General features: G+C 53.7%; 19 protein-coding genes. 8 read left to right on the top strand and 11 right to left on the bottom strand.

Features of this window, described 5'->3' with window-relative positions; genetic code table 11:
• Positions 1-256 precede the first annotated feature (256 nt).
• Positions 257-1444, bottom strand: a complete 1188-nt coding sequence (locus AN477_RS09990) for an MFS transporter (protein ID WP_054969012.1) — start codon at positions 1442-1444, stop codon at positions 257-259.
• Positions 1445-1606: 162 nt separating this feature from the next.
• Here AN477_RS09990 and AN477_RS09985 point away from each other — a divergent pair, with 162 nt between their 5' ends.
• The 3 genes from AN477_RS09985 (at position 1607) to AN477_RS09975 (ending at position 4284) form a co-directional block, all read left to right on the top strand.
• Complete coding sequence (locus tag AN477_RS09985; RefSeq protein WP_054969011.1) at positions 1607-2077, top strand: hypothetical protein; 471 nt, start codon at positions 1607-1609, stop codon at positions 2075-2077.
• Between the two features lie 24 nt (positions 2078-2101).
• Entirely contained in the window at positions 2102-3061 is a 960-nt protein-coding gene (locus tag AN477_RS09980) for an MraY family glycosyltransferase (protein WP_054969010.1), read from the top strand.
• Between the two features lie 89 nt (positions 3062-3150).
• Positions 3151-4284 carry a THUMP domain-containing class I SAM-dependent RNA methyltransferase gene (locus AN477_RS09975; RefSeq protein ID WP_054969009.1) on the top strand — a complete coding sequence of 378 codons (1134 nt, stop codon included), beginning with the start codon at positions 3151-3153 and terminating at the stop codon, positions 4282-4284.
• A 94-nt stretch (positions 4285-4378) separates the two neighbouring features.
• On the opposite strand, the gene AN477_RS09970 is transcribed toward AN477_RS09975, so the two are convergent.
• Positions 4379-5617, bottom strand: coding sequence for an alanyl-tRNA editing protein (locus tag AN477_RS09970; protein ID WP_054969008.1), 1239 nt, complete (start codon positions 5615-5617; stop codon positions 4379-4381).
• Positions 5618-5998: 381 nt separating this feature from the next.
• On the opposite strand from AN477_RS09970, the gene acnA reads away from it, so the two are divergent.
• Positions 5999-8719: an aconitate hydratase AcnA gene (gene acnA / locus AN477_RS09965; RefSeq protein ID WP_054969007.1), complete on the top strand. Its 2721-nt coding sequence runs from the start codon at positions 5999-6001 to the stop codon at positions 8717-8719.
• Positions 8720-9886: 1167 nt separating this feature from the next.
• On the opposite strand, the gene AN477_RS09960 is transcribed toward acnA, so the two are convergent.
• Complete coding sequence (locus tag AN477_RS09960) at positions 9887-11053, bottom strand: iron-containing alcohol dehydrogenase (protein ID WP_054969006.1); 1167 nt, start codon at positions 11051-11053, stop codon at positions 9887-9889.
• 393 nt (positions 11054-11446) lie between these two features.
• Between AN477_RS09960 and AN477_RS09955 the strand changes: the two genes are divergently transcribed.
• Complete coding sequence (locus AN477_RS09955; RefSeq protein WP_211265992.1) at positions 11447-12745, top strand: BaiN/RdsA family NAD(P)/FAD-dependent oxidoreductase; 1299 nt, start codon at positions 11447-11449, stop codon at positions 12743-12745.
• A 116-nt stretch (positions 12746-12861) separates the two neighbouring features.
• On the opposite strand, the gene AN477_RS09950 is transcribed toward AN477_RS09955, so the two are convergent.
• Complete coding sequence (locus tag AN477_RS09950; protein WP_054969005.1) at positions 12862-14037, bottom strand: MFS transporter; 1176 nt, start codon at positions 14035-14037, stop codon at positions 12862-12864.
• A 238-nt stretch (positions 14038-14275) separates the two neighbouring features.
• On the opposite strand from AN477_RS09950, the gene AN477_RS09945 reads away from it, so the two are divergent.
• Positions 14276-15637: a M20/M25/M40 family metallo-hydrolase gene (locus AN477_RS09945; RefSeq protein ID WP_054969004.1), complete on the top strand. Its 1362-nt coding sequence runs from the start codon at positions 14276-14278 to the stop codon at positions 15635-15637.
• Positions 15638-15732: 95 nt separating this feature from the next.
• Here AN477_RS09945 and AN477_RS09940 read toward each other — a convergent pair whose 3' ends face one another.
• The 4 genes from AN477_RS09940 to AN477_RS09925 all read right to left on the bottom strand — a co-directional run bounded on the left by AN477_RS09940 (position 15733) and on the right by AN477_RS09925 (position 19530).
• Positions 15733-15933 carry a hypothetical protein gene (locus AN477_RS09940; RefSeq protein WP_054969003.1) on the bottom strand — a complete coding sequence of 67 codons (201 nt, stop codon included), beginning with the start codon at positions 15931-15933 and terminating at the stop codon, positions 15733-15735.
• 218 nt (positions 15934-16151) lie between these two features.
• The gene (locus tag AN477_RS09935; RefSeq protein WP_054969002.1) at positions 16152-16880 is read right to left on the bottom strand and encodes a creatininase family protein; all 729 of its coding nucleotides are present in this window, start codon (positions 16878-16880) and stop codon (positions 16152-16154) included.
• 104 nt (positions 16881-16984) lie between these two features.
• A complete protein-coding gene (locus AN477_RS09930) occupies positions 16985-18172 on the bottom strand; it encodes a M24 family metallopeptidase (protein WP_245631781.1) in 1188 nt (395 codons plus the stop codon).
• 212 nt (positions 18173-18384) lie between these two features.
• Positions 18385-19530: a uracil-xanthine permease family protein gene (locus tag AN477_RS09925; RefSeq protein WP_157061898.1), complete on the bottom strand. Its 1146-nt coding sequence runs from the start codon at positions 19528-19530 to the stop codon at positions 18385-18387.
• A gap of 215 nt (positions 19531-19745) precedes the next feature.
• Here AN477_RS09925 and tlp point away from each other — a divergent pair, with 215 nt between their 5' ends.
• On the top strand, positions 19746-19976 hold the full coding sequence (gene tlp / locus AN477_RS09920) for a small acid-soluble spore protein Tlp (RefSeq protein WP_054969001.1): 231 nt from the start codon (positions 19746-19748) through the stop codon (positions 19974-19976).
• Positions 19977-20082: 106 nt separating this feature from the next.
• Here the strand turns inward: tlp and AN477_RS24440 are convergent, their stop codons facing one another.
• Positions 20083-20253 (bottom strand): hypothetical protein, encoded by a 171-nt coding sequence (locus tag AN477_RS24440; RefSeq protein WP_157061897.1) that lies wholly within the window; start codon positions 20251-20253, stop codon positions 20083-20085.
• A 102-nt stretch (positions 20254-20355) separates the two neighbouring features.
• On the opposite strand from AN477_RS24440, the gene AN477_RS09915 reads away from it, so the two are divergent.
• Positions 20356-20967, top strand: coding sequence for a Maf family protein (locus AN477_RS09915; protein ID WP_083486138.1), 612 nt, complete (start codon positions 20356-20358; stop codon positions 20965-20967).
• 48 nt (positions 20968-21015) lie between these two features.
• Here the strand turns inward: AN477_RS09915 and AN477_RS09910 are convergent, their stop codons facing one another.
• Entirely contained in the window at positions 21016-21720 is a 705-nt protein-coding gene (locus AN477_RS09910; RefSeq protein WP_054969000.1) for a LiaF transmembrane domain-containing protein, read from the bottom strand.
• Between the two features lie 222 nt (positions 21721-21942).
• A complete protein-coding gene (hemQ, locus tag AN477_RS09905) occupies positions 21943-22689 on the bottom strand; it encodes a hydrogen peroxide-dependent heme synthase (protein ID WP_054968999.1) in 747 nt (248 codons plus the stop codon).
• Between the last annotated feature and the right edge of the window lie 240 nt (positions 22690-22929).

Below are 22929 nucleotides of genomic sequence, written 5' to 3'. Positions count from 1 at the left end.
GAACAACACCCAAGTCCGAACTCTCAGTGCATTCAGACACTTTCAGAAACAAAAAAGCGCCGAGCACCCGCTGGCGAACGAGAGTTTCCGGACTGGTTGATCTGCTGTCTACCGGATGTATTCTAGCTCGCCATTTTGGCTCTGATGTCGACCTTGGTGAAGACCTCTAGCACACGAAAAAACCTGCAAAGATACGGGTACAGTTTACCACAACTAATCAGAAGCGCGTCAAGGGAATCCACCACAATACCAGCCTCTACGAAGCAATTTTCACAATTGTTTCGTGCCGCTTCGAAACTTGGTAAGAGGCGACGAGTCCCATCGCGAGAATGGCCACAGCAGCGGCAAGTAGAAACGGGAGGTTGACGTGAACTTCGTAAACCAGAGTCGCGAGCACTGGCCCCACCATTCGTGCAAGACTATCCATTGATGACAAGAGTCCGTTGGCCAACCCTTGCCCCACTTTCGTCTCCTTGGTCACTAAGGAAGTGAGTGTCGGCTTGAGGACTGTGTTTCCAGCACCAAACACGGTCATATAAATGGCTGCCGTTGCAAAGTTCTTCGAAAAAATCAGCAGGACCAGTCCAACTGCAGATACAAACAGACCAATGTATAAGGTAGGGACCTCCCGCCCATGGGTCACATAGCGTCTGACGATCCCGCCTTGAATCAACGCCCCAACAACACCTGAGATAAAAAACATCCAGCCAATTTGCTCTGCAGTCGCGTGAATCTTCCACATTTCAAATAACTGCAAACAACCTTCCAGCGCCGAGATGGTGAACTGCGAAACAAAGTCAACCAGATACATGTACTTGAGGGAGCCCTGAAATGCAGCCCACCGTGATAGTTTCTGTTCACGTGAGTGGTCGTGCCTGGCTTGTCGAACTTGCGGACTCAGAGATTCATCGAGCGCAAACAAGCCCCACAGTGCGTTCAGAATGGCAAGTGCAGCTGCGACAAAAAAAGGCAGGGAGATGTTCACGCCGCCGAGCAGCCCCCCTACAGCAGGACCAATGATAAAGCCGAAACCGATCGACATGCCCGCAAACGCCATGCCCTTAGTCCGGTTCTCCACGTCAGTAACATCCGCGATATACGCCATTGCAGTGGACGTAACGGCACCTGAGAACCCACCGCCGATGATCCGAGAGAGATACATTAACCAAAGCAGATGGGATGCGAATCCGAAGACGAGGAAACTCAGTGCATAGCCAAACAGACCAATGATTAGAATCGGTCGTCGTCCGATTCTGTCAGACAGGCGACCCCAATAGGGAGACATAAAAAAGGAAACCGCTGAATAAACAGCGAGCAAGAGTCCAAGTTGGATTGCCTGTGCTCCGACATTGGTCACCATCAGCGGGACAACCGGAATAATGAGTCCAAACCCGATGAAGACGGTCACAAGCATTAACAATATCACCCGAAGTCTTTGAAACATACCAGCCATCCTCTCCGTCCAATCAAGTACATAATTAGCATATCACCGCAGGGAAAATCGACCAAATGAGTAGTCGGATGAGGCAGATTGCAGTATAATCGGGCACGAGTCAACTGATTTGACGCAGAGACGGTTGCTAGATACACGTGAAGGGGAAATACCATGACAGAGGTTAGTCCGAAGCGTCGAACAACACGTACTCAGATCTATATCGTCATTGTGGCTCTTCTGATTGTAGCAGCAACCGGCTACGTCTATGTCTATATGAGACAGGCTGCCCGTACGGCCGCCGCTAATCATCAACAAACCTTCGATGAATATGTGTTGACACACAAACTTGGTAAGCTGGCGGAAATCGATACCGGGACTGGGATCGATCCGATGTCTTATATTCTGACACTCACGAAAAGTGTTCCGGATAATCAGCGAGCGGCCTTCGCAACAGACTTGGCGCATCGTTACGCAGAGTATGATCACGGTTCCGTGCTAATCATCGTGTATGTGAACCCGCAGACTCACAAGCAACAGCCGATTGCCGAATCACACTATGACGATGCCCGCAAACAGCTCCAGCTCACCGTGACTTTTTCGTCTGGCCAAACCCAGCAAATCAATGAACACGAAAACTGGTAGCGTTTGCTCTGAGAGGGGTACAACATGTTTATTGCGCTGTCGTGCATTGTCGCTTTTCTAATCTCCGTGATATTGGTTCCGTATATTCGCAGGCTGGCTATCAAGTGGAAGTTTGTTGACCTGCCGAATTCACGGAAAGTGCACAAAGAACCACTCCCTCTGCTAGGCGGCATGGCCATCCTTGCGGGCTTCGTGATCAGCTCTGCCATCTTCTCCGCGATTCGGCACCCGATCCCGTCCGTCTATTACGGCATACTCGGAGGCACCTTGGTTTTGTACAGCGTGGGAATGGTGGATGATTTCTATAAAACGCGTCGCAAAGATTTCTCCGCTGGAATTCGCATCATTGCCCAAACGGTTGCTGCTATCCTTGTCATCTGGACAGGCGGCACCGTTCACACGCTGACCGTCCCTTTCGGCGGCGGCCACTATATCAGTCTCCCGCACGAACTCGCCTGGGTGCTCACTGTTGTGTGGATTGTCGGCGTGATTAACGTGTTTAACTTCCTCGACGGCTTAGACGGACTCGCCGCAGGGGTTGGCACAATTTCGGCCCTGACACTTGTGGTATTTGCTTGGAAAACAGGGGACATGCAGTCCGCCATGTGGGCAGCTGCACTGGCGGGAGGATGCGTAGGATTTCTTCGTTACAACTTCTACCCGGCAAAAATCATTATGGGTGACGCCGGTTCCACAATGATCGGTTTCATTCTGGCCTCTGTCGCAACCATCGGTGCTTTTAAGTCTGCAACGATTGTCTCCATCATTGTCCCAGTCCTCGCACTTGGAGTTCCCATCTTCGATGCCATTCGCGTCGTGATTGGACGCTTGCTGAAAGGGCAACCTGTATACAAGGCTGACCAATCGCACAGTCACCACCGTTTGCTCCATGCTGGTTTCTCACAAGTACAAACGGTGACGCTCTTGTATATTGTCAGTCTCTGTTTCTCTTTGGCATCTATCATCGTGGTGCTCACCCACTAAGCAGCGCTTGCCAACCGACATGATTACAGTGCCTACCCACTGGCATTGCCGTGCTTACCAAATGGCTCAGACAGGAGTTTTTTCACGATATGGAATCACTAAAATTGATAGCCACCACCCCATTTGGGCTTGAGGCGGTGGTCAAACGCGAACTAACGGACCTTGGCGTGGAAACTTTAACCACGCACAACGGTTATGTGGAATATGAAGGCGATGCGCTGTTGCTCGTCCAGAGCAATCTCTGGTTGCGCACTGCTGACCGTGTGGTCATTAAGATGGGCGAGTTCCGTGCAGACACGTTTGACGAGTTGTTTGAAGGCACCAAGGCCCTGCCATGGTCGAAGCTCCTTCCGCCAGACGCAGCCTTCCCCGTTGAAGGCCGATCTGTAAAGTCAAAGCTGTCCAGCGTGCCTGCGTGCCAACGGATCGTCAAAAAAGCGATTGTAGAGTCACTTCGAGATGGACATGGTGTCATGGATCTGCCCGAAGACGGTCCCCTCTTCAGTATTGAGGTGTCGTTGCAGTCAGACATCGCACTCATCACCATCGACACCTCAGGAGCCGGCCTGCACAAGCGGGGCTATCGGCCAGCAGGCGCGCGCGCGCCTATTAAAGAGACACTTGCCGCCGCGCTTGTACTGCTCAGTCGTTGGCAGCCACATCGCCCATTTGCCGATCCGCTTTGCGGCTCCGGCACGATCGCGATTGAGGCAGCATTGATTGGTCGGAACATGGCACCAGGCCTGATGCGGTCCTTTGCGGCGGAACAGTGGCCATGGATTCCAGAGCGCACGTGGGCGGATGCAAGAGCACATGCCAGGACGCGCGTAAAAGAGATTCAACAGCCCATCTACGCTTCTGACATTGATGCGAATGTGGTTGAACTCGCGACAGAGAACGCTGAGCGAGCCGGTGTTCTTGACGACATCACATTTTCCGTCGCAGACGTCGCAACGTTCCACCCGGTTCTCCCCTATGGTTGCATCGTAACCAACCCGCCGTATGGGGAACGCATCGGATCAGCCGACGAAGTAGAGGCACTGTATCGCAGCATGGGCAAAGTGAAAGCGGGCCTCGACACGTGGAGCTGGTTTGTCATCACCTCACACCCGCAGTTCGAGAAACTGTTTCGCCAGAAAGCGGACAAGAAGCGGAAGCTGTATAACGGGCGTATTCAGACCAACCTCTACCAGTACCTCGGACCGCTCCCGCCGCGGAGCTGAGGGCCGGTCGTACTTATGCGGCCCAAAGTCCAAAGCTGGGTTGTGCGCCTGTTCAACTGCCGCGGTACGCCTGACGAAACCGAGGTGGCAAGCCTCAGGGGCGGGCCAGGCTTATCATGACGTTTTGCAGCACCTCGACCAAGGGAATCCCGCCTTCCGTAACTGGCGCGGAGCCCTGCGCCATCTTGGCATTGCCACCACCTTTGCCCCCGACCACGCCGAGCGCCTCAGTGACAATCTTGTTCGCCTGCAGCGACGACTCTTCACTCACCGTGGCAAGCACGAAGTGTCGTCCTGCGCTGGTTCCTGTCAAAGCTGCGATGTATGGAACCTGTCCGGACTCTTCCAGCAACGCCGTGACTGCGCTCATCATCGGCTTTAGCTCGTTCATTCCATAACCATCCCCAATGTCAGCTGCCAGAGCATGCATGTCCCCGTATCCGGCCTTGGCTTGCAAAACGAGATCCTTCGCCATTAAGGATGCGGTTTGCTGTTTCAGGTCCTGCAGTTGCCTGGCCCCATCGCGAACCTGGCCCTGCAGCATGTCAACCGCAGACACCATGTCTGGCAAACCAACAGACAGACGACTTCCAAGTGTACGGAACGTTTCGGCCAACTGCCGACTGTACGCCAGGGCTCGTGTACCGCATACGAAATTGATCCGAACACCGCCGCGCATACGCTCAGTCTTCGTGATGAGGATCTGACCGATTTGCCCGGTAGACGAAACATGTGTCCCACCGCACGGGTTATGCTCGAGTCCGACGATGGTTACAATCCGAACATCCTCATCAACTTTCGGCGGCTTTCTGAGGTCGAGCCCAGCCAACTCCTCCGCGGTCACAAATCGAGCCTGAACCGGGACATCCCGCCAAATCCACTCATTCGCCGCGCGCTCCATCGAAGCGAGATCGTCATCGGAAATCTGCGGCACGTCGATGTCGATTGTCGAGATGGCATCACCCATGTGAAAACTGACGGTATCCGCATGGAGCAATTGCTCAAAACAAGCAGACAGGACATGTTGACCCGAGTGTTGCTGCATAAAGTCAAAGCGCCTTTCATTGTCGATCCGGCCTGTGACCTCTTGACCCACAGAAATAGGCTTGTCCACTTTATGCCACACACCGTCATCTTCTGCCTCGACGTCTGTAACCCGTATTCCATTCAGATAGCCGACATCATGAGGCTGTCCGCCTGAGGTTGGATAGAATGCAGTCTCAGCAAGACGAACCCAATTCCCTGCGTCCGTTTGGCGCACCTCGTTGACAATACTTGTGAATTCACGCACGTAACTGTCGTGGTAGTACAGTCGTTCTTCCTGTATGCCCATCATGGTCCTCCAGTCTAGCTCATCTGTACCAATTGTACCTGTCAACGCAACGCCAGTTCCAGCGTTTCCACCTTGCAAACACCCTGTTGTGGTAGTAGAGTGACAATGGACGAATTTGAGGCAAACCCGATTCAAAGGTCTTTTCATGTTTACATCAGGACGGACCGTTGCCAATCTTTATTCCTCGGCGACACTGTCCGCACGCGTTTTGCGATGCCGATCTATCGAGATACGCGATTCCCCCATCGGGATTGTCAATCGATATTCGACATTGGACCGTGCGTCTGCAACAATGGGTAATGGTCGTTGTAAGGCACGACGTAAGGCTTACACGCATACCCAATTTATCCGGCATTATTATCACAGAGTGGGGGAGATTCGATGGCGAACTACCGCGATCCATTTGGGATCAAAGCATCTTTGTCGGTCGGGGATAAGTCGTATTCCTACTTCCGATTGAATGGCCTCGAGGAACAGGGTGTTGGTCCTGTATCTAAACTACCATTCTCTATCAAAATTCTGCTCGAAGCTGTTGTACGTCAGTACGACAACCACGCAATCGGCGACGATCACGTCAAAGCACTCGCAAACTGGAATGCTGCATCACCTGCAAAGTCTGAGGTACCTTTTAAGCCAGCACGTATCTTGTTGCAGGACTTCACAGGCGTACCAGCAGTCGTCGATCTCGCAGCACTTCGCTCCGCGATGAAGCGTCTTGGCGGCAACCCAGATCGTATTAATCCATTGATTCCGGTTGACTTGGTCATCGATCACTCGGTTCAAGTAGATGCGTTCGCATCCCAAGCAGCCCTTGAATTTAACATCAAGAAAGAGTTTGAGCGCAACGAAGAGCGCTACAAGTTCCTGCGCTGGGCGCAAAAATCATTCAACAACTTCCGCGTTGTTCCACCCGGAACCGGTATCGTTCACCAAGTGAACTTGGAATACCTTGCGAAAGTCGTTCAACAGAAGGAAATGGATGGCGAAATGTACGTATTCCCAGACAGCCTTGTTGGTACTGACTCGCACACCACGATGATCAACGGTATCGGTGTCCTTGGCTGGGGTGTCGGCGGTATCGAAGCTGAAGCTTGCATGCTCGGACAACCGCTTTATCAACTGTTGCCTGAAGTCATCGGCTTTAAACTGACTGGCCAGTTGCCGGAAGGTGCAACAGCGACCGACCTCGCACTGACCGTCACCAACATGCTCCGTAAGAAGGGTGTCGTTGGCAAGTTTGTGGAATTCTACGGCCCAGGGTTGTCGAACATCAGCCTCGCTGACAGAGCAACCGTTGCAAACATGGCACCAGAATACGGCGCAACGATGGGCTTCTTCCCAGTCGACGCTGAAACCTTGAATTACCTGCGCGGCACCGGTCGTGACGAAGAGCTCGTCCAGTTGGTCGAAGCGTATAACAAGGAACAAGGCATCTTCCGTACGGATGAGACGCCCGATCCGGTCTACACAGACACGCTCGAACTCGACCTTTCGACGGTTCAGCCGACGATGGCAGGTCCGAAGCGCCCACAAGACAAGATTGCCCTGAACGCAATGAAGCAAACCTTCGAAGACGCAGCCGCTAAACCGGTTGACAAGGGCGGTTTCGGCTTGTCCGATTCCGACTTTGCGAAGGAAGCAGCCGTTGCGCTGAACGATAAAGAGTCGACCATGAAGCCTGGCGCAGTTGTTATTGCTGCCATCACAAGCTGCACGAACACATCGAACCCATCCGTCATGGTTGGCGCCGGCCTGATCGCAAAGAAGGCTGCAGAACTTGGCCTGACACCGCCGTCTTACGTGAAGACGAGCTTGGCACCTGGTTCCCGCGTTGTTACCGACTACCTCGAGAAGGCAGATCTGCTTGAGCCGCTGGCACAGGTCGGTTTTGACGTCGTCGGTTACGGTTGCACAACCTGTATCGGAAACAGCGGTCCGTTGCCGGATGAAGTTTCAGCCGCCATTAAGGACAACGACATGTTGGTGTCTGCAGTCCTGTCTGGTAACCGAAACTTTGAAGGCCGTATCCACAGCCTGGTGAAGGCAAACTACCTGGCTTCGCCGCCGCTCGTCGTGGCTTACGCTCTCGCAGGTACGGTCGACATCGACCTCCAGACCGAGGCACTCGGCACCGACAAAAACGGCAACCCGGTTTACCTGAAGGACCTGTGGCCGAGCTCCAAGGAAGTTCAGGAGACCATCCAGAAGGTTCTCAGCGCAGACCTGTTCAAGTCGGAATACGCTGGCGTGTTCGACAGCAACGAGCGCTGGAACGCACTCGAGACCCCAGAGGGTCAACTCTACGAGTGGGATGAAGCTTCAACCTACATTCAGGAACCACCGTTCTTCGTTGGCCTGACTGCTGACCTGCCAGAGTCTAGCGACATCCAAGCAGCCAATGTGCTTGCCCTGCTCGGCGACTCGGTCACAACCGACCACATCTCGCCAGCAGGTAACATTGCAGTCGACAGCCCTGCAGGCCGCTACCTGACAGAGCATGGTGTGACACCGGCTGAGTTTAATTCCTATGGCTCACGCCGCGGTAATCACGAAGTCATGATGCGTGGCACCTTCGCGAACATCCGCATCCGCAACCAGGTTGCACCTGGCACCGAAGGCGGCGTCACGAAGTACCTGCCGACTGACGAAGTGATGGCTATCTACGATGCATCGATGAAGTACCAGAACGAGGGTCAAGCACTGGTCGTCGTCGCTGGTAAGGAATATGGAACAGGCAGCTCCCGTGACTGGGCAGCAAAGGGTACCACGCTGCTCGGCGTAAAGGCCGTCATCGCGGAGAGCTTCGAGCGTATCCACCGCAGCAACTTGGTCGGCATGGGCGTTCTGCCGCTGCAGTTCCAGAACGGTGAAAGCTGGAAGTCCCTTGGCTTCGATGGCACTGAGACGTTCAGCATCGAAGGCCTGAAGGGTGATTTGACACCAGGCCAGAATGTCAAGGTATCCGTCAAGAAGACCGATGGCAGCGAGTCATCCTTCAACGCGACGCTGCGCCTCGACAGCCAGGTCGAAATCGAGTACTACCGGAACGGCGGTATTCTGCAGACCGTGCTCCGCAACTTCCTGACCGGCGAGACCGCGTAAGCAAGGTTTGTCGTAAGGTCGTCGTCTGGTCGTCGGTAGGGTCGTCGTGAGGTCGTCAGCAGGGTCGTCGTGAGGTCGTCAGCAGGGTCGTCGTGAGGTCGTCGTCTGGTCGTGGGCGAACAGTCTGGTCTCAGTGGCCGGCACTGTACTTGCGTGCGGCTAGCCCGCTGGGCTGCATTCGACTAAAGGGTCGTGTGGGTAGGCCTAGACACCCGTCGTTGACCCGAACGTGCCGCCGAGAAACTGACGCTTACGGAAAGGTTACAGGGTGGAGCCCCGTCGACTCCACCCTGTTCCATTGGGTTTAATGATTGAAGGATCATGGGATAAAAAGAGAGCCATCCCGGGTGTCGCACTCGATCGACACCTAGGACGGCTCTTTTTCTGTGTTTATGTGCTGCTTCGAGCTGTCGAGCTGGGACTCCCCAACTCGGAGCGGGTGCGTGAACTTAGTCGAAGTAGGCTCGCCACCTTTGCGGCCGACTTAGCCACGGCAGTTCACCGCCTCCAGCGTCGGCTTAGTCGCTCGTAACGACTTAGCTGCCCCTCCGGCGGTCCGTTAAGTCGGTCCCACCGACTTAACTTCCGATTTTCCCTTGCCTTAGTCGGTTTCGCCGACTTTAGCCAGGGCGATTCACCACCTGCAGCGTCGGCTTAGTCGCTCGCAGCCACTTAGCTGCCCCTCTAGCGGTCCGTTAAGTCGGTCCCACCGACTTAACTTCCGATTTTCCCTTGCCTTAGTCGGTTTCGCCGACTTAGCCAGGGCGGTTCACCGCCTGCAGCGTCGGCTTAGTCGCTCGCAACGACTTAGCTGCCCCTCTAGCGGTCCGTTAAGTCGGTCCCACCGACTTAACTTCCGATTTTCCCTTGCCTTAGTCGGTTTCGCCGACTTAGCCAGGGCGATTCACCACCTGCAGCGTCGGCTTAGTCGCTCGCAGCCACTTAGCTGCCCCTCAGGCGATCCGTTAAGTCGGTCCCACCGACTTAACTTCCGATTTTCCCTTGCCTTAGTCGGTTTCGCCGACTTAACCACGGCGGTTCACCGACTGCAGCGTCAGCTTAGTCGCTCGTAACGACTTAGCTGCCCACCGACCTAGCCCCACCGACCTGGCCCGACCGGCTCGCGACCCGGCCCCGCCAAGCCACTCGCCCCCAAACACAAACACCTTACAGTGAAGCCTTTAAAATCTGTTGGACGTCTTCCTTGCCAAGCAAGGTGAAGTTGCCGATCGGCTTGAAGCGAACGGCCTGTTCTGCCATCCGTTCGACGTTCTCACTGCCAATGTCATAGTCCGCAAGACGAGTCGGTGCGCCAATTGAGCGGAAGAATTCGCGAACCTTTTCAATCGCGATCCCGGCAAGCTCCTCCGTCGACTTTCCAGTCGGATCGACATGAAACACTCGGGTTGCCAGATTCGCAAACCGCTGCGGATTCACATTCACCACGTGATCCATCCAGTTCGGGAACACAATCGCCAGTCCACCGCCATGTGGGATGTCGTAGATCGCGCTGATCTCGTGCTCGATGGCGTGACAAGCCCAGTCACCTTGTACACCCATGTTGATCATGCCGTTTAACGCCATTGTGCTGCAGTACATGATGGTCTCCCGAGCGTTGTAGTCTTCCGGGTTATCAACCGCAAAACGTGCGTTCTCGACAATCGTCGAGATGACAGCCTCAATCAGATGTTGCTGTAACGGCGTATGCTCCGTGGGGTGGAAGTAGTGCTCAAAACAGTGGGAGAGCATATCACAGATACCGTACACCGTCTGGTCTTTAGGTACCGTGTATGTATTCTCCGGATCGCAAAATGAAAATGCCGGGAATGTGTATGGCGATCCGCCCCCAAGCTTCTCCTTCGTTTCCCAATTGGTGATGACACCGCCAGAGTTCATTTCCGATCCGGTGGCCGCCAACGTCAATATCGTCCCCAGCGGGAGTGCACCTGTTGCTGCACCCTTGCGTGCATAAATCTCCCAGACATCACCTTCGTACTTCACACCCATGGCAATGGCCTTCGAACAGTCAATGACCGATCCGCCCCCAACCGCGAGAATGAGATCGACGCCTTCTTTGCGGCAGATGTCGATACCTTTATGAACAGTTGTCAGCCGAGGATTCGTCTCTACACCAGACAGCTCATGTATAGTCACACCAGCACTCTTCAAAATGCCGACGACCTTATCATAGAGGCCGTTCCGTTTGATACTTCCACCGCCATACACCAAGAGTACTGTTTTACCTACCTTGGTGACCTCAGCAGCTAGATACTCTTCGATTTGTCCCTTTCCGTAATAAAGCGCGGTCGGGTTTTGAAAGCGAAATGGATTCATGTGTTATGTCTCCTCCTATCTCCCATCGGGCGTCATCTATCATTGTGCGCCCGTCCCCTAATTGTACACCTTCCGTTTGCGAAGACCCAATTCGGGCGGTACACTGTGGCAAAATACCCTGTTTATCTGACGATCACGATAGCCGTATTCCGATAGAGGTGGACATCAACCGTGAGCTTTTCAAGCAACCCGACTTCAAGCAACCTGGGTTCAAGCAGTCCGAATGCCGGCAACCCGAATACCAGCAGCCCGACTTCAAGCAACCTGGGTTCAAGCAATCCGAATGCCGGCAGCCCGACTTCAAGCAATTCAACGGAACCAGACGTTGGGGCCAACTCGTCGACAACGTCGACATCACACAATCCGATCGCACGGCAGTCCGCTTCGAGTGACTTGACCTATGACGTCATTGTCATTGGCGGAGGTCCAGCCGGGCTGATGGCCTCACTCGCAGCGGCCGATTTCGGAGCCCGCACGCTTTTGCTCGAAAAGGGCAATAAACTCGGCCGTAAGCTCGGTATATCGGGCGGCGGCCGGTGCAACGTAACCAATGCAAAGCCTCTGCCCGAATTGATGGAAAACATACCTGGTAACGGACGGTTCATGCACTCTGCACTGCACCGGTTTTCTAACTCTGACGTCATGCAGTTTTTTGAAGGGCTTGGGATCGCACTCAAGGAAGAAGACCGAGGACGCGTATTCCCTGTCACAGACAAGGCTCAAACGGTCGTCAAGGCACTTGTAAATCGAGTGTTTGAGGCCGGAGTTGATGTTTGGGAAGAGTGTCGGGTAAAGGACCTCATGACAGCGGACAGCCGGATAACGGGGGTGGTGCTGTCCGATAAACGTGTTGTCTATGCACCATCCGTCGTCATCGCAACAGGTGGCGCGAGTGTGCCCAAGACAGGCAGCACAGGAGATGCATATCCTTGGGCCGCCCGCGTTGGGCATGCCATCGTTTCACCCTATCCTACTGAGGTGCCGCTGACCAGCAAAGACTGGTTTATCCGTGAACGAACCCTGCAGGGTCTGTCATTGCGCGGTATCCATATCTCCGTCTACGTGCACGGAAAAAAACAAAAAAAACTCACGACCGAAACCGGAGATATGCTGTTCACCCATTTCGGGCTGAGCGGTCCGGCTGCGCTCCGCTGCAGCCATTATGTCTCCACTGCACGGCGAAAAGACACTGATTGCCGGCTAACTGCCCACATCGACGTTCTCCCTTCACAACCCTTATCCGAACTTCAAGCGGACTTGAAAAGGGCCAAAGAGGAGGAACCGAAGAAGCATATCCACAACCTGTTGCCGAGGTTTATACCGGATCGTCTGGCAGATGTGATTTTGGAAGTGGCGAAAATTCCCGCAGACACACCGATGAGTGAGGTCAAAAATACCGATTTGGACGCGATTGCACAACATATCAAAGGGTTTGTCGTGGAGATCACAGGTACCCTCCCGCTCGAACAAGCGACCGTAACCGGAGGCGGGGTCAGTGTTCGCGAGATTGACCCGCGAACGATGGCCTCGAAGGTCTGTGATGGACTCTATTTTGCCGGTGAGGTGATGGACGTACACGCCCATACGGGGGGATATAACATCACGGTGGCATTCTCTTCGGGTCACTTGGCAGGTTCTTCTGCGGCAGAACATGCACTCGCCGCTGCAACATCGCAGCAATTGCAGCCGTAGCACTTGCACCGCAGCAACAGCGACGAAGGAGGCCGGAAGTCTTCGGGATAGCGTCCTCCTTCAAGCTTCCCATCCCACTTCTGGCTTCCCATCCCACTTCTGGCTTGCGTCCTCCTTCAGGCTTCCATCCCCGTTAGAGGCGATTGTTCACTCGAGGGGCCAATTTGGCCTCTGCGCAGGACGCGCCCAAGCAGCCAAAAGAGGTACAAGCTCGAGACGACGAGGATCCCTGCGGAAAGAGAGAACAATCCTCCGATGGCATCCTGGTTCATGTATATGCCGCCACCATAGGCCCCTATGGCGCTGCCTGCGCTGTTGCCGAACACCCGAATGCCAAACATCTGAGCATATTCGGTTTGCGGCGTTACATCCAGGAACATCGAATCCACAATCGGCCCTGGAACACTCGTCAACACAGTACTGAGGAGTAACCCAATCGCAAACAACCAGGCGTTCCCGGTCCAAGCCATGACCAGAGTCAACAGGATACTGATAACAAATGCCACTCCCAGTGTTCGTCCATGACGCAGGCGGCGTAAAAGCGGGCTGACAAGAAAGGACCCGATTGAAACCATAAACAGCATCGCCGCTGAGATAGAAGACGTCAACCTGTCCCCCATACCGAAGTGACCGTGCAGGATAAGCGTTGCAAACGGACGGAATAGTCCAATCGCCGTACCGAACAGGACAGCATAGACGCTCATGAATAGAATTCTGCGCGACGGAAACCGGAACATCCGATGCGAACGATTGTCTGGCGCCTTGACGAAATAACGGATGGCTGGAGCCACCAGGGCCAGACACGCACCGACAATGAGTGCTGTTCGGTAGCTGGTCATGGCACTCACCCAGCCTGCAGTGACGGTACCGAGCGCGATCAGCGTCATATATAACGATACAAACCGGCTGAGAATGCCGGCTTTTTCTTTTTGATTGGACAAAGAACTGAGCACTACATTCTCAGTGCTCATGAGCAGACCGCCAGCAAGACCGGACAACACCGAAGCTCCAAGCCAAGCTCCATAGCCCGTCACAAGCCCCATGAGTAAGAAGCCGATGCCCATCAGCAATGTAGAGAGCTTAAACATTCGAGATGCTCCCACTCGGTCGGCAACCGGGCCCAGAAGAAAGGCAAAGACACCCGAACTGGCTGAATTCACCGCAAACAAGACGCCAATTGCCTTGTCGGACAAGTGCGCTGCATACAGAAATGGTTGCGCATACTGCGCCATTCCAATCCCAAAGCTAAGAAATATCTCACTTGTAAAGTAGAATACGAGGGGTTTTTTCATGGTGTCTCCTTGTCTTTGTTGACCTTTTTCGGAGTCCGATAGTTCTGACACGGAGATAGACATGGGAGAGGGCAGATTGAACGCGCCAGCTTCGGTGCTCCATCTGCCTTCCTCACGCCAGTATACCTCACCTTCTCAGTGCTGTCATCCACAAGGACTTCACACGATATTGTCGAACATACAAATGACGAGACAGTTTGAACAGAGAATACCGAAGGTTCTGGAGAGGAGAAAACAAATGGACGTCTTAAGGGAACTGGTGCACCGCCAATTGACTGAAGCAGTCCCTCAACTGCAGCGCTATTGCCAGCAACCAAGTATTGCCGCACAGCATATTGGTATGCCTGAAACGGTTGAATTTGTCGTCAAGATGGTCACCAAGGCCGGGGGTAAAGCCCAGGTACTCGACGACTGCGGAGGTAATCCTGTCATTTACGCGGAGTTCCAAGCAGGGGTCAACGGCAATCAGGACAAAACGCTCCTTTTCTACAACCACTACGATGTCCAGCCTCCAGAGCCGCTTGATGAGTGGACCAAGCCTCCGTTTGGCGCGGAAATCCACGATGGAAAGCTGTATGCACGCGGAGCAGCCGATAACAAAGGCGAACTGGTCGTTCGACTGAACGCCATCTCACTGCTGATGGAAAACGGCGGACTCCCCTGCAACGTGAAATTTCTGATTGAGGGTGAGGAAGAGATTGGTTCACCCAGTCTTCCAGCATACCTCGCAGCGCATGCAGATCTATTTCGTGCCGACGCTTGTATTTGGGAGTTTGGCAGTAAGAACGCAGAGGAGCAAGTACAGCTCGTCGCAGGCATTAAAGGCATGTGCTACCTGCAGTTCTGGTGCCACGGTGCGGATGTCGACCTGCATTCCTCAAATGGTGCAATCGTCGATAATGCAGCCTGGAGATTAGTCCATGCACTGGCCAGCATGAAGGACGCAAACAACCGAATCCTCGTTGACGGATTCTACGACGACGTCGCACCGCTGCCGCCTGAGTTACTTCAAATGGCCGAGGAACAACCGTTCGATGAAGAAAAGCTCCGTCAACAACTGGGCCTTCGCCGGCCTTTGATTACGGGAGACGAAAACCCGAATATCCACCTCTGGGGAGCACCCACGATGACCATCTGCGGCATCGAGAGCGGCTACACAGGCGAAGGCAGCAAAACAGTACTGCCCCGCCGCGCCCAAGCCAAGGTCGACTGCCGCCTCGTTCCAGACCAGAGTCCCGAGGATATCCTCGCTAAGGTTCGAAAACATCTCGATCTGCATGGCTTCACAGACGTAGAAGTCAGTCTCTTGAACGGGGAACACGCTTATCGATCCGATCTCAGTCACCCATTTGTCCAGATGGTCGTCGATACTGCCCGCGAGGCCTATCAGACCGACGTCGTTCTGGCACCAAACTCAGCCGGTACAGGACCGATGTATCCGTTTGGCGAGTACCTCGGCCTTGACCTGCCGATTGTATCGACCGGATGCGGGTGGTGGAATTCACGAGCCCATGCCCCTGACGAATCCATTCGACTGGCTGATTTTGAACAAGCCATTCTGCACATGGTGCTGCTCATGAGAGAGTTTGGCGAACATTGACTCCACATGGAAATACCCCGGTTGCGCGAGGCAACCGGGGTATTTCTTTGCTTCTCTGTCATACTCATCCTCTGGATCGCAATGACTGAACCGAACTACTGTAAATGACTGACGGAAGCTCCATACTCACCGCCCAGTCGACGGGAATACTTCCCCTTCTTCGGTGTTCCGTAATGGTGGTGACCCAGCTTCTCCTCGCTCTCACCGCGTGCCATGCTCTGGCTGGCACGTGCGTTCATCACGGGGCCTGACGCTTCATCCCCACGACCAATCGATTTACGTCTCGCATCCGTCATGCCACACCCACCTCCGAGTTGACAGTTGAAGTCAGTAACTAGCATGTCTCGGAAGGAGCGGGAGTATGTACAAAACACCCCTTGAATGTCCAGGCTCGGTTTCGATATCCCACACTTGGTCTCAGTCCGGCACGTGGTCTCAATGTCCCACACTTGGTTTCGATGTCCAACACTTAGTCTCAATGTCCCACACTTTGCTTTCTGAGCCTGGACCTCGCTCAGACGTCCGATCTCGGAGGCCGACTCCACATATCCTCGAGGTCATCGATAATCGCCGGAATCAATGCATCGTAGATGGCCAGGCCCTTGTCAACCGTCGCCTTCGTCGCATCCCCGTTGTTTGCGTTCGGATAGTTGAACACTTCCATTCCCGAGAAACGAAGTTTGCGCGAGACGCTGTCAAGGTGTTTATGTGCGTACTGCATGTCGACAAGACTCTCATCGATGGCAAGTACGCAAGACGTTTCGTCTTCTCCTGCATGGCCGAAGTCCGGGGCAATCGGGAGAATGAGATCGCGATAGTCGATCCACCAGTTGATGGATAAGACCGTGGCTCCAATGTCGGCAAGGTGTTCACTCACAAAGGACAGCGCGGGCATGTTTCCACCGTGACCGTTAAACAGCACGATGTACTGAAAGCCTTGACGGACCAACTGCTCTCCGACCGCTGAGACATAGTCCGCAAAGACTCGTCCGGGAACATCCAGCGTACCGCTGAAGGGAGCCAGTGACCACGAATGCCCGTACGGGATTTCCGGAGCCATGACCACTTTGTCACCCACAATTTGGTCTAAACGACGGACGAATTCTCTTGGAATCAGAAAATCCGTACCGAGTGCACAGTGCTCCCCGTGCGCTTCGGTCATTCCAATCGGGACGAGCGCCGTATTCACCTTGCCATTCATAAGCTCTGCGAACTGATGCATGTTGAGTCGTTCAAGGTACATAGCTACTCCTCCTGTACGTGAAAGCCGTTCAAAACTCACATTCTTTCTGGTCATACACGGCGCGAGTTACCACCCGCATATCCTCGTGTTGTGCGTGAGCCTTATCAGCCGCAGATCAGGGAATCGAGATCGCGCGGATAGTAAGTGAGGGATTCCGATCCGTTCTCCGTCACTACGATGGTGTCTGAATGACGGAATCCACCAAGGCCCTCCACATAAAACCCTGGTTCGATCGTAAACAGCATGCCTGGGGCGAGGATCGTCTCGTCACCGAGATCGAGGAATGGCATCTCGTGACCTTGCAGCCCGATGTTGTGCCCCGTGTGATGCCTTGTGTACTGTGTGATCCCGTTTTCCTGATAGAAGCGCTGCATCTCGCGCTCGACAGCACTGCATGGGATTCCTGGCCGAATCAGCGAAATGGCAAGGTCTTGCGCCAGAAGCATGTAGTCAAAAAATCGACGTTGCTCTTGATTGGGCTCGCCGACAAACATCGTCCGCTCGAGTTCACTATGGTAGCCGTAAATATCCGCACCTGCGCCTGTAACGAGGGTATCCCCCGGCTTTAAGGTTGCATTGATGGTTACGGCATGAGGTAAAGCAGAATTCGCGCCAATTTGGCCCCGAAAACCAGCCGATGATGTAGCGGAACCCGCCGAACGGTAGATGGGACCCAGTGTATCGATCATCGCAGAGGTTGCTTCAGCAGTAGCCCGCATCGAGATATCAATTTCCCTTGCGCCGGCGACCGAATAGCGTTGCAACAGAACATGCGCCAGGTTCCCCCAACGGCAACTTTCGCGGATCAGTGCCAACTCTGCGTCTGACTTGCACATCCGCATCTCTTCAATCCACTGTCCGAGGCCTGGCGTGATCTTCGCCTCAGGCATGACCTGACTGAGCCTTGGACCGCGGTACCCCCAAGACGACGCATATCCGTCAGCATCCACGCCAATGTTTACACTAGCAAGCCCTAGTTCGCGAAGAAGGTCGGCAAAACGACGTAACGGGTGGACTTCGGATGGATACTCAGGATACGAACGCACGGCATCGGCATCCGAAACCTTCTCTGCGTGTTCATGTTCGAGGCGTGGTACGTAGAGTGTGGCAGTCCCATCCTTAAGGATCAAAGCCATAGGCCGTTCTGTCGGAATAAAGTGAAAACCGACCAGATAAAAAATTGAGGTTGGACTGAAAATGACGGCGCCGTTCATACCTTCGTTCTGAAGTCTTTTCTCAACCTGCTTCCGTCGCTCCGCTCGCTCTGCAGCTGAAATCACCAAAGGTCCCACTGATAGCCCTCCTGTCGAATTCTCCACTCAGATATAGAATAGCAGAATTTTCGCTAGATTTGACACACCGTACTGCACAAGAGCTGTTGAAGACAAAACAGCTGTCCATCGAAGTGGACAGCTGAAGATAGTCATATGTTGAAGAGCCTTATGTTGAAGAGCCGCACGTTCCAGAGTGGAACAACTGGAGCAATCGATTATCCCCGATCCGGTTAAGCCTTAGCCTGCCCGGTATCCTTGCCTCGCAGCGCAGCATCTGGGATTAACCAGTAAATCAGCAACCCAGCCAGCGTAGAGATTGCAATACCGTTGTTTGGCAACCCAATGCCAATAATGAAGATCACGGAGACGATAATCAGGTTTTTCATGTTCGTCAAGTCTACCCGCTCTTCCACCACGTGACGGATGCCCATGGTGGCAATCATACCGAACAAGAGGATGCTGATTCCGCCCATGACTGCGGGAGGAATGGTGTGGATCAAAGCTCCAACCTTTCCAAACAAGCCAAGAATGATAGCGAACACGGCTGCGCCCTGAATAATCCGGCTGGAGAACTGTCTCGTGATTGCCAGCACACCGAGGTTCTCAGCGTAGGTGGTTTGAGCTGGACCACCAAGGAAAGCCGCAATGAAGGTAGCCACGCCGTTGCCGATGAGGACGCGAGGAAAACCCGGGTTAACCGTGACATCCCGCTCAATAATCTCAGTCAGCACAAACATGTGACCGAGGTCTTCAATAATGGTGACAAGCGCAATCGGAGCCATGGCTAAGACGACACTGACAGTGAAATGGGGCCACTCAAAGTGAGGAACTGCAATGACTGGTGCGTGGATAACTTGCGAGAAACTCACGTCGCCCCGAATATAGGCGTATATGTACCCAACGACAATGCCAATCAAAAGCGGCACAATTCGCGTTTGCTTCGGACCTGCCAACGACGCCACGATCGACACCACTAAACTGACAATCGCTACATCCCAATGAGTCGATGCTAAGCTCGTAACCGCCGTGCCTGCCAGAGCCAAACCGATGACAGAGACGACAGGGCCTACCACGACAGGAGGAATCACTTTACGGATGCGCTGGAATCCAAACCAGGTGACGAGAAGCGATACAATGGCGTAGACCACGGATACGCTGATAAGACCCGCTGCTGCCTGTGCTGGCGAGTGTGACTTTGAGACGAAGAGGGTCAGTGGTGCGATGAACGCAAAAGACGACCCCAGATAAGCAGGAACCTTCCCTCTAGTAATGAGATGAAAAATGAGTGTTCCGACGCCGCTTGCGACCAATGTCGATCCGACATCGAGCCCTGTCAGATAAGGAACTAGGACTGTAGAACCAAACATCGCAAACATGTGTTGAACGGACAATGGAAGCTTTCTAATACTGCCCACGGAAGCGCTCCTTTCATGGTATTTCCAACACTATAACCGGGTTTGTCCAAAAGAAAAAGTGCTTATTCGACAATTGCCCGGGCAATTCGACAATTTTCACACTATCAACCGCATAAATTACAAGACTCAGTTCAGAATACGGCTGTACCAGTAATCTGTATGCGGGAGTGAAGGCTGTGGCAAAACCGGATGATCGAAGTGACAACGTGGAGCGTATTGCCCATGCGATTGACAACACCATGGAAAATATGCGGGAAGCCGAAGACTACCTGAAGGCACATGCCGACGAGATGGACCCAAGGGACAAAGCAGACATTCAAGCAAAAAATGATCGGCGAAATGAAGCGATTCAGGGATTTCGTGAAGAAATCAAAGATGAGGCTCGCCACCAGAACAAACAAGATTGACCACACAAATGAGCCCCCGAGGCCCCCGAGGGCTCATTTCATTGTCCAGACAGTGCAGCGGATGGCCCTGGCAGGCATTCACCCTTATGACCCAGTCCCTTCGCTGTCAGTCCTCGAGCGGGCCGAACTCCAGTTCTTCCAGCTCTTCTTCTGTTCCGTCGTCCCAAGCGATGACCAAATGCCGCATCAGACATGCTGGATTTCGCTTCACATCTTCCACAGTGCCGATCTTCCCGTCGACCGGGTGAGTGACTCTGTCCCCAATCTGGATGCTCATGAGGTTCTCCCCTTCCCGCCTCTGTACCCCTGCAATTTGCAAACGTTTGATATCAATTGTATTATCTCGGCATTACAGATGACAGAGTAGGAGCTGATTTGGTTGCCAAAGCTTATCCTCGCTTCGTCGTCGCCGCGGCGGCGAGAACTGCTTTCCATGCTTGGCCTCGAGTTTTCAATTGACGTGAGCGACTTGGACGAAGTGATTGAAGAAGGTCTTGCACCGAGCGAGGTTGTGCGGCAGTTGGCCAGTCAAAAAGCGGCCGCCGTGGCCAAGCGACAACCGCCCGAAACATCCGATACTCTGATTTTAGCCGCCGACACGATTGTCGTCCTCGAAGGGAGAATCCTTGGAAAACCCGCCGACAGAAACGAAGCCATCGAGATGCTCTCCAGGTTACAAGGCAATCGACATGAGGTCTTTACAGGTGTCTGTCTCATTCATTTGCCAAGTGGCAGAGTACAATCCGAATTCGAACGGACTGAGGTCACCATGGCCCCGCTTCTTAGAAGCGAGATCGAACATTACGTAGATACCCTGGAGCCCATGGATAAAGCAGGGGCGTACGGAATTCAAGGGTTTGGTGCAACCATTATCGAGGGTATTACTGGGGATTACTTCACTGTCATGGGGCTTCCGATACGAAGGGTTTCGCTCATGCTCAAAGCGCAGGGGATTGATATTATTCAAGAGGCACGTCACTCGTCCGTGTAGGATGAACGACGTGCCTCAAAAGCTCTTTCCTATCTCAGCGTGCCATGCTCAGCGTGCCATCAGTTTGACTCCCCCGAGGACGCTCGTGCAGTGGATCCGCACCACAGGAACGGAATCGCCCACCGGCCCGTTTGCTGCTTCATGGCTCGTGTAGACTCCCCCGTATGCCCGCTCGAACAGTTGCATCCCACCGAGGACAGAAGTACCTGTGCAGATGACCCGGATATCGTCAGGGACGAGAATTTCTGCGCCGCCGAGTACCGTCGTAACCTCGAGTGTGGTTCTCGCATCCTGTATCTCGGCTGTACGCAGATCGAGATGGACTCCCCCAAGTATCGTCCAATAGTCACTGCTGCGGAGCTTCCAGCCCGGGTGCTGTCTGGAGATGCCGCTGAGAATGGCCCACGAACGGCCATCTCGCCGGGAACTGAACAACAACTGCAACCCAAAGACAATCAGAAGAACAGGCCAGAACAGCGTCCATACCTTTTCAGCGGGAATATGCAGCCACCCGGCCCGGTTTGCGGTCATCAGTCCACCAATGGCGAGAAACGCCAACCCCATAATAATGCGGCTGAAACTCCAGACTCGTGCTCCGAGGAAAAACATCAAGCCAATGAGCAAAAACACAACAGGCCAAAAGTACACAACAATCAAATGCCACGGGCTGAAATCCGCCATACCGAGAGCGTTGGCAAGCACAGTACCCCCGAGCAGTATCAGAATCAATCCGAAAACGTATCTCAGTCTCATGCGGAACACTCCTTGATATCCCTTGGTTAGCTCCAGGTCAGCCGTTCTGCCGCGACGTTTCTTCCGGCTCGGGCTGTACCCTGCTTATCTCATCTTTAGTTTTATTGTACGAAGAGTTCAGGGCCGGAACCACGGGCCGGAGACCGTTTGATATCTCCGACTTGAGACCTAGGGACACAGCGAGATCCAGACTATCGGATCGCTCCGGTCAATCGCGAAAAATTATATCGTCAACATCCGCTGCAACGCGTGACCTGTCACGTTGGATCCGATGTAGAAGGGACCAAAATCTGCAAACCGTGCACTCGTTTCATCGAAGCGCATCTCGTAGACGAGCTTCTTGAACTGCAGCACGTCGTCCGAGTACAGGGTCACACCCCACTCCCAGTCATCTAATCCTTGCGATCCGGTGATGATCTGCGTCACTTTACCGGCGTATTTCCGTCCAATCAGGCCATGGTTCTTCATCATCTCGCCACGTTCCTGTCTGGACAACATATACCAGTTGTCTTCACCAGCGCGGCGTTTGTTCATCGGATAAAAGCAGACATACTTGTTGTCTGGCAAAACAGGCTTCAGGCGACTCTGCAAATACGGATCCGTATCCACGTCAACACCTGGTTTGGCCAGATAAGAGGACAACTCAACACAGGATGTGTACGAATAAACAGGTTCAGTGAAATCGGCGAACAGCGTCTTCTGAAACGCCAGTTTGAGTTCTGTCAACTCATCGACCGTCTCGCGCATGTGAATCCACAAGAAGTCTGCCTTTGTACCGGTCACTGCATACTGGCCAAACGAGCCTTTTCGCTGCGCTTGGTCTGCCTGGCACTGTTCCGTGAAGGAAAGCAACTCGGCGATAGCCTGCTCGCGAACCTCCTTGCCTGCGAGCTTCCAACTTGCCCAGTCAATCGTCCGAAAGTCATGAAACGCATACCAACCGTCAAGGGTTTCTACTGCTTCGCTCATACCACACTTGCTCCTTTACTTTTGTTTGTTGATGTCGATAACGGCCTGTGAAGAGACCGTTTGAGTTGGCACGAATGGTGTTGCCTCGTTAGTCCAAGTTCTATCCTAACACTAATCGGGTAAGAGGGGGTAAGAAGCCCCCGTCTCCCCACACCACCGTACATGCGGGTCCGCATACGGCGGTTCGCCATGCTTGCCCAACCATGACCACATGGTTGATGGGATGATGTGTGATTCGTG

This window comes from Paenalicyclobacillus ferrooxydans (assembly GCF_001399675.1).
GTDB classification, from domain to species: domain Bacteria; phylum Bacillota; class Bacilli; order Alicyclobacillales; family Alicyclobacillaceae; genus Alicyclobacillus_B; species Alicyclobacillus_B ferrooxydans.
Note: the sequence above shows the minus strand (reverse complement) of the source record. Positions and strands in the feature narration are given on the sequence as shown.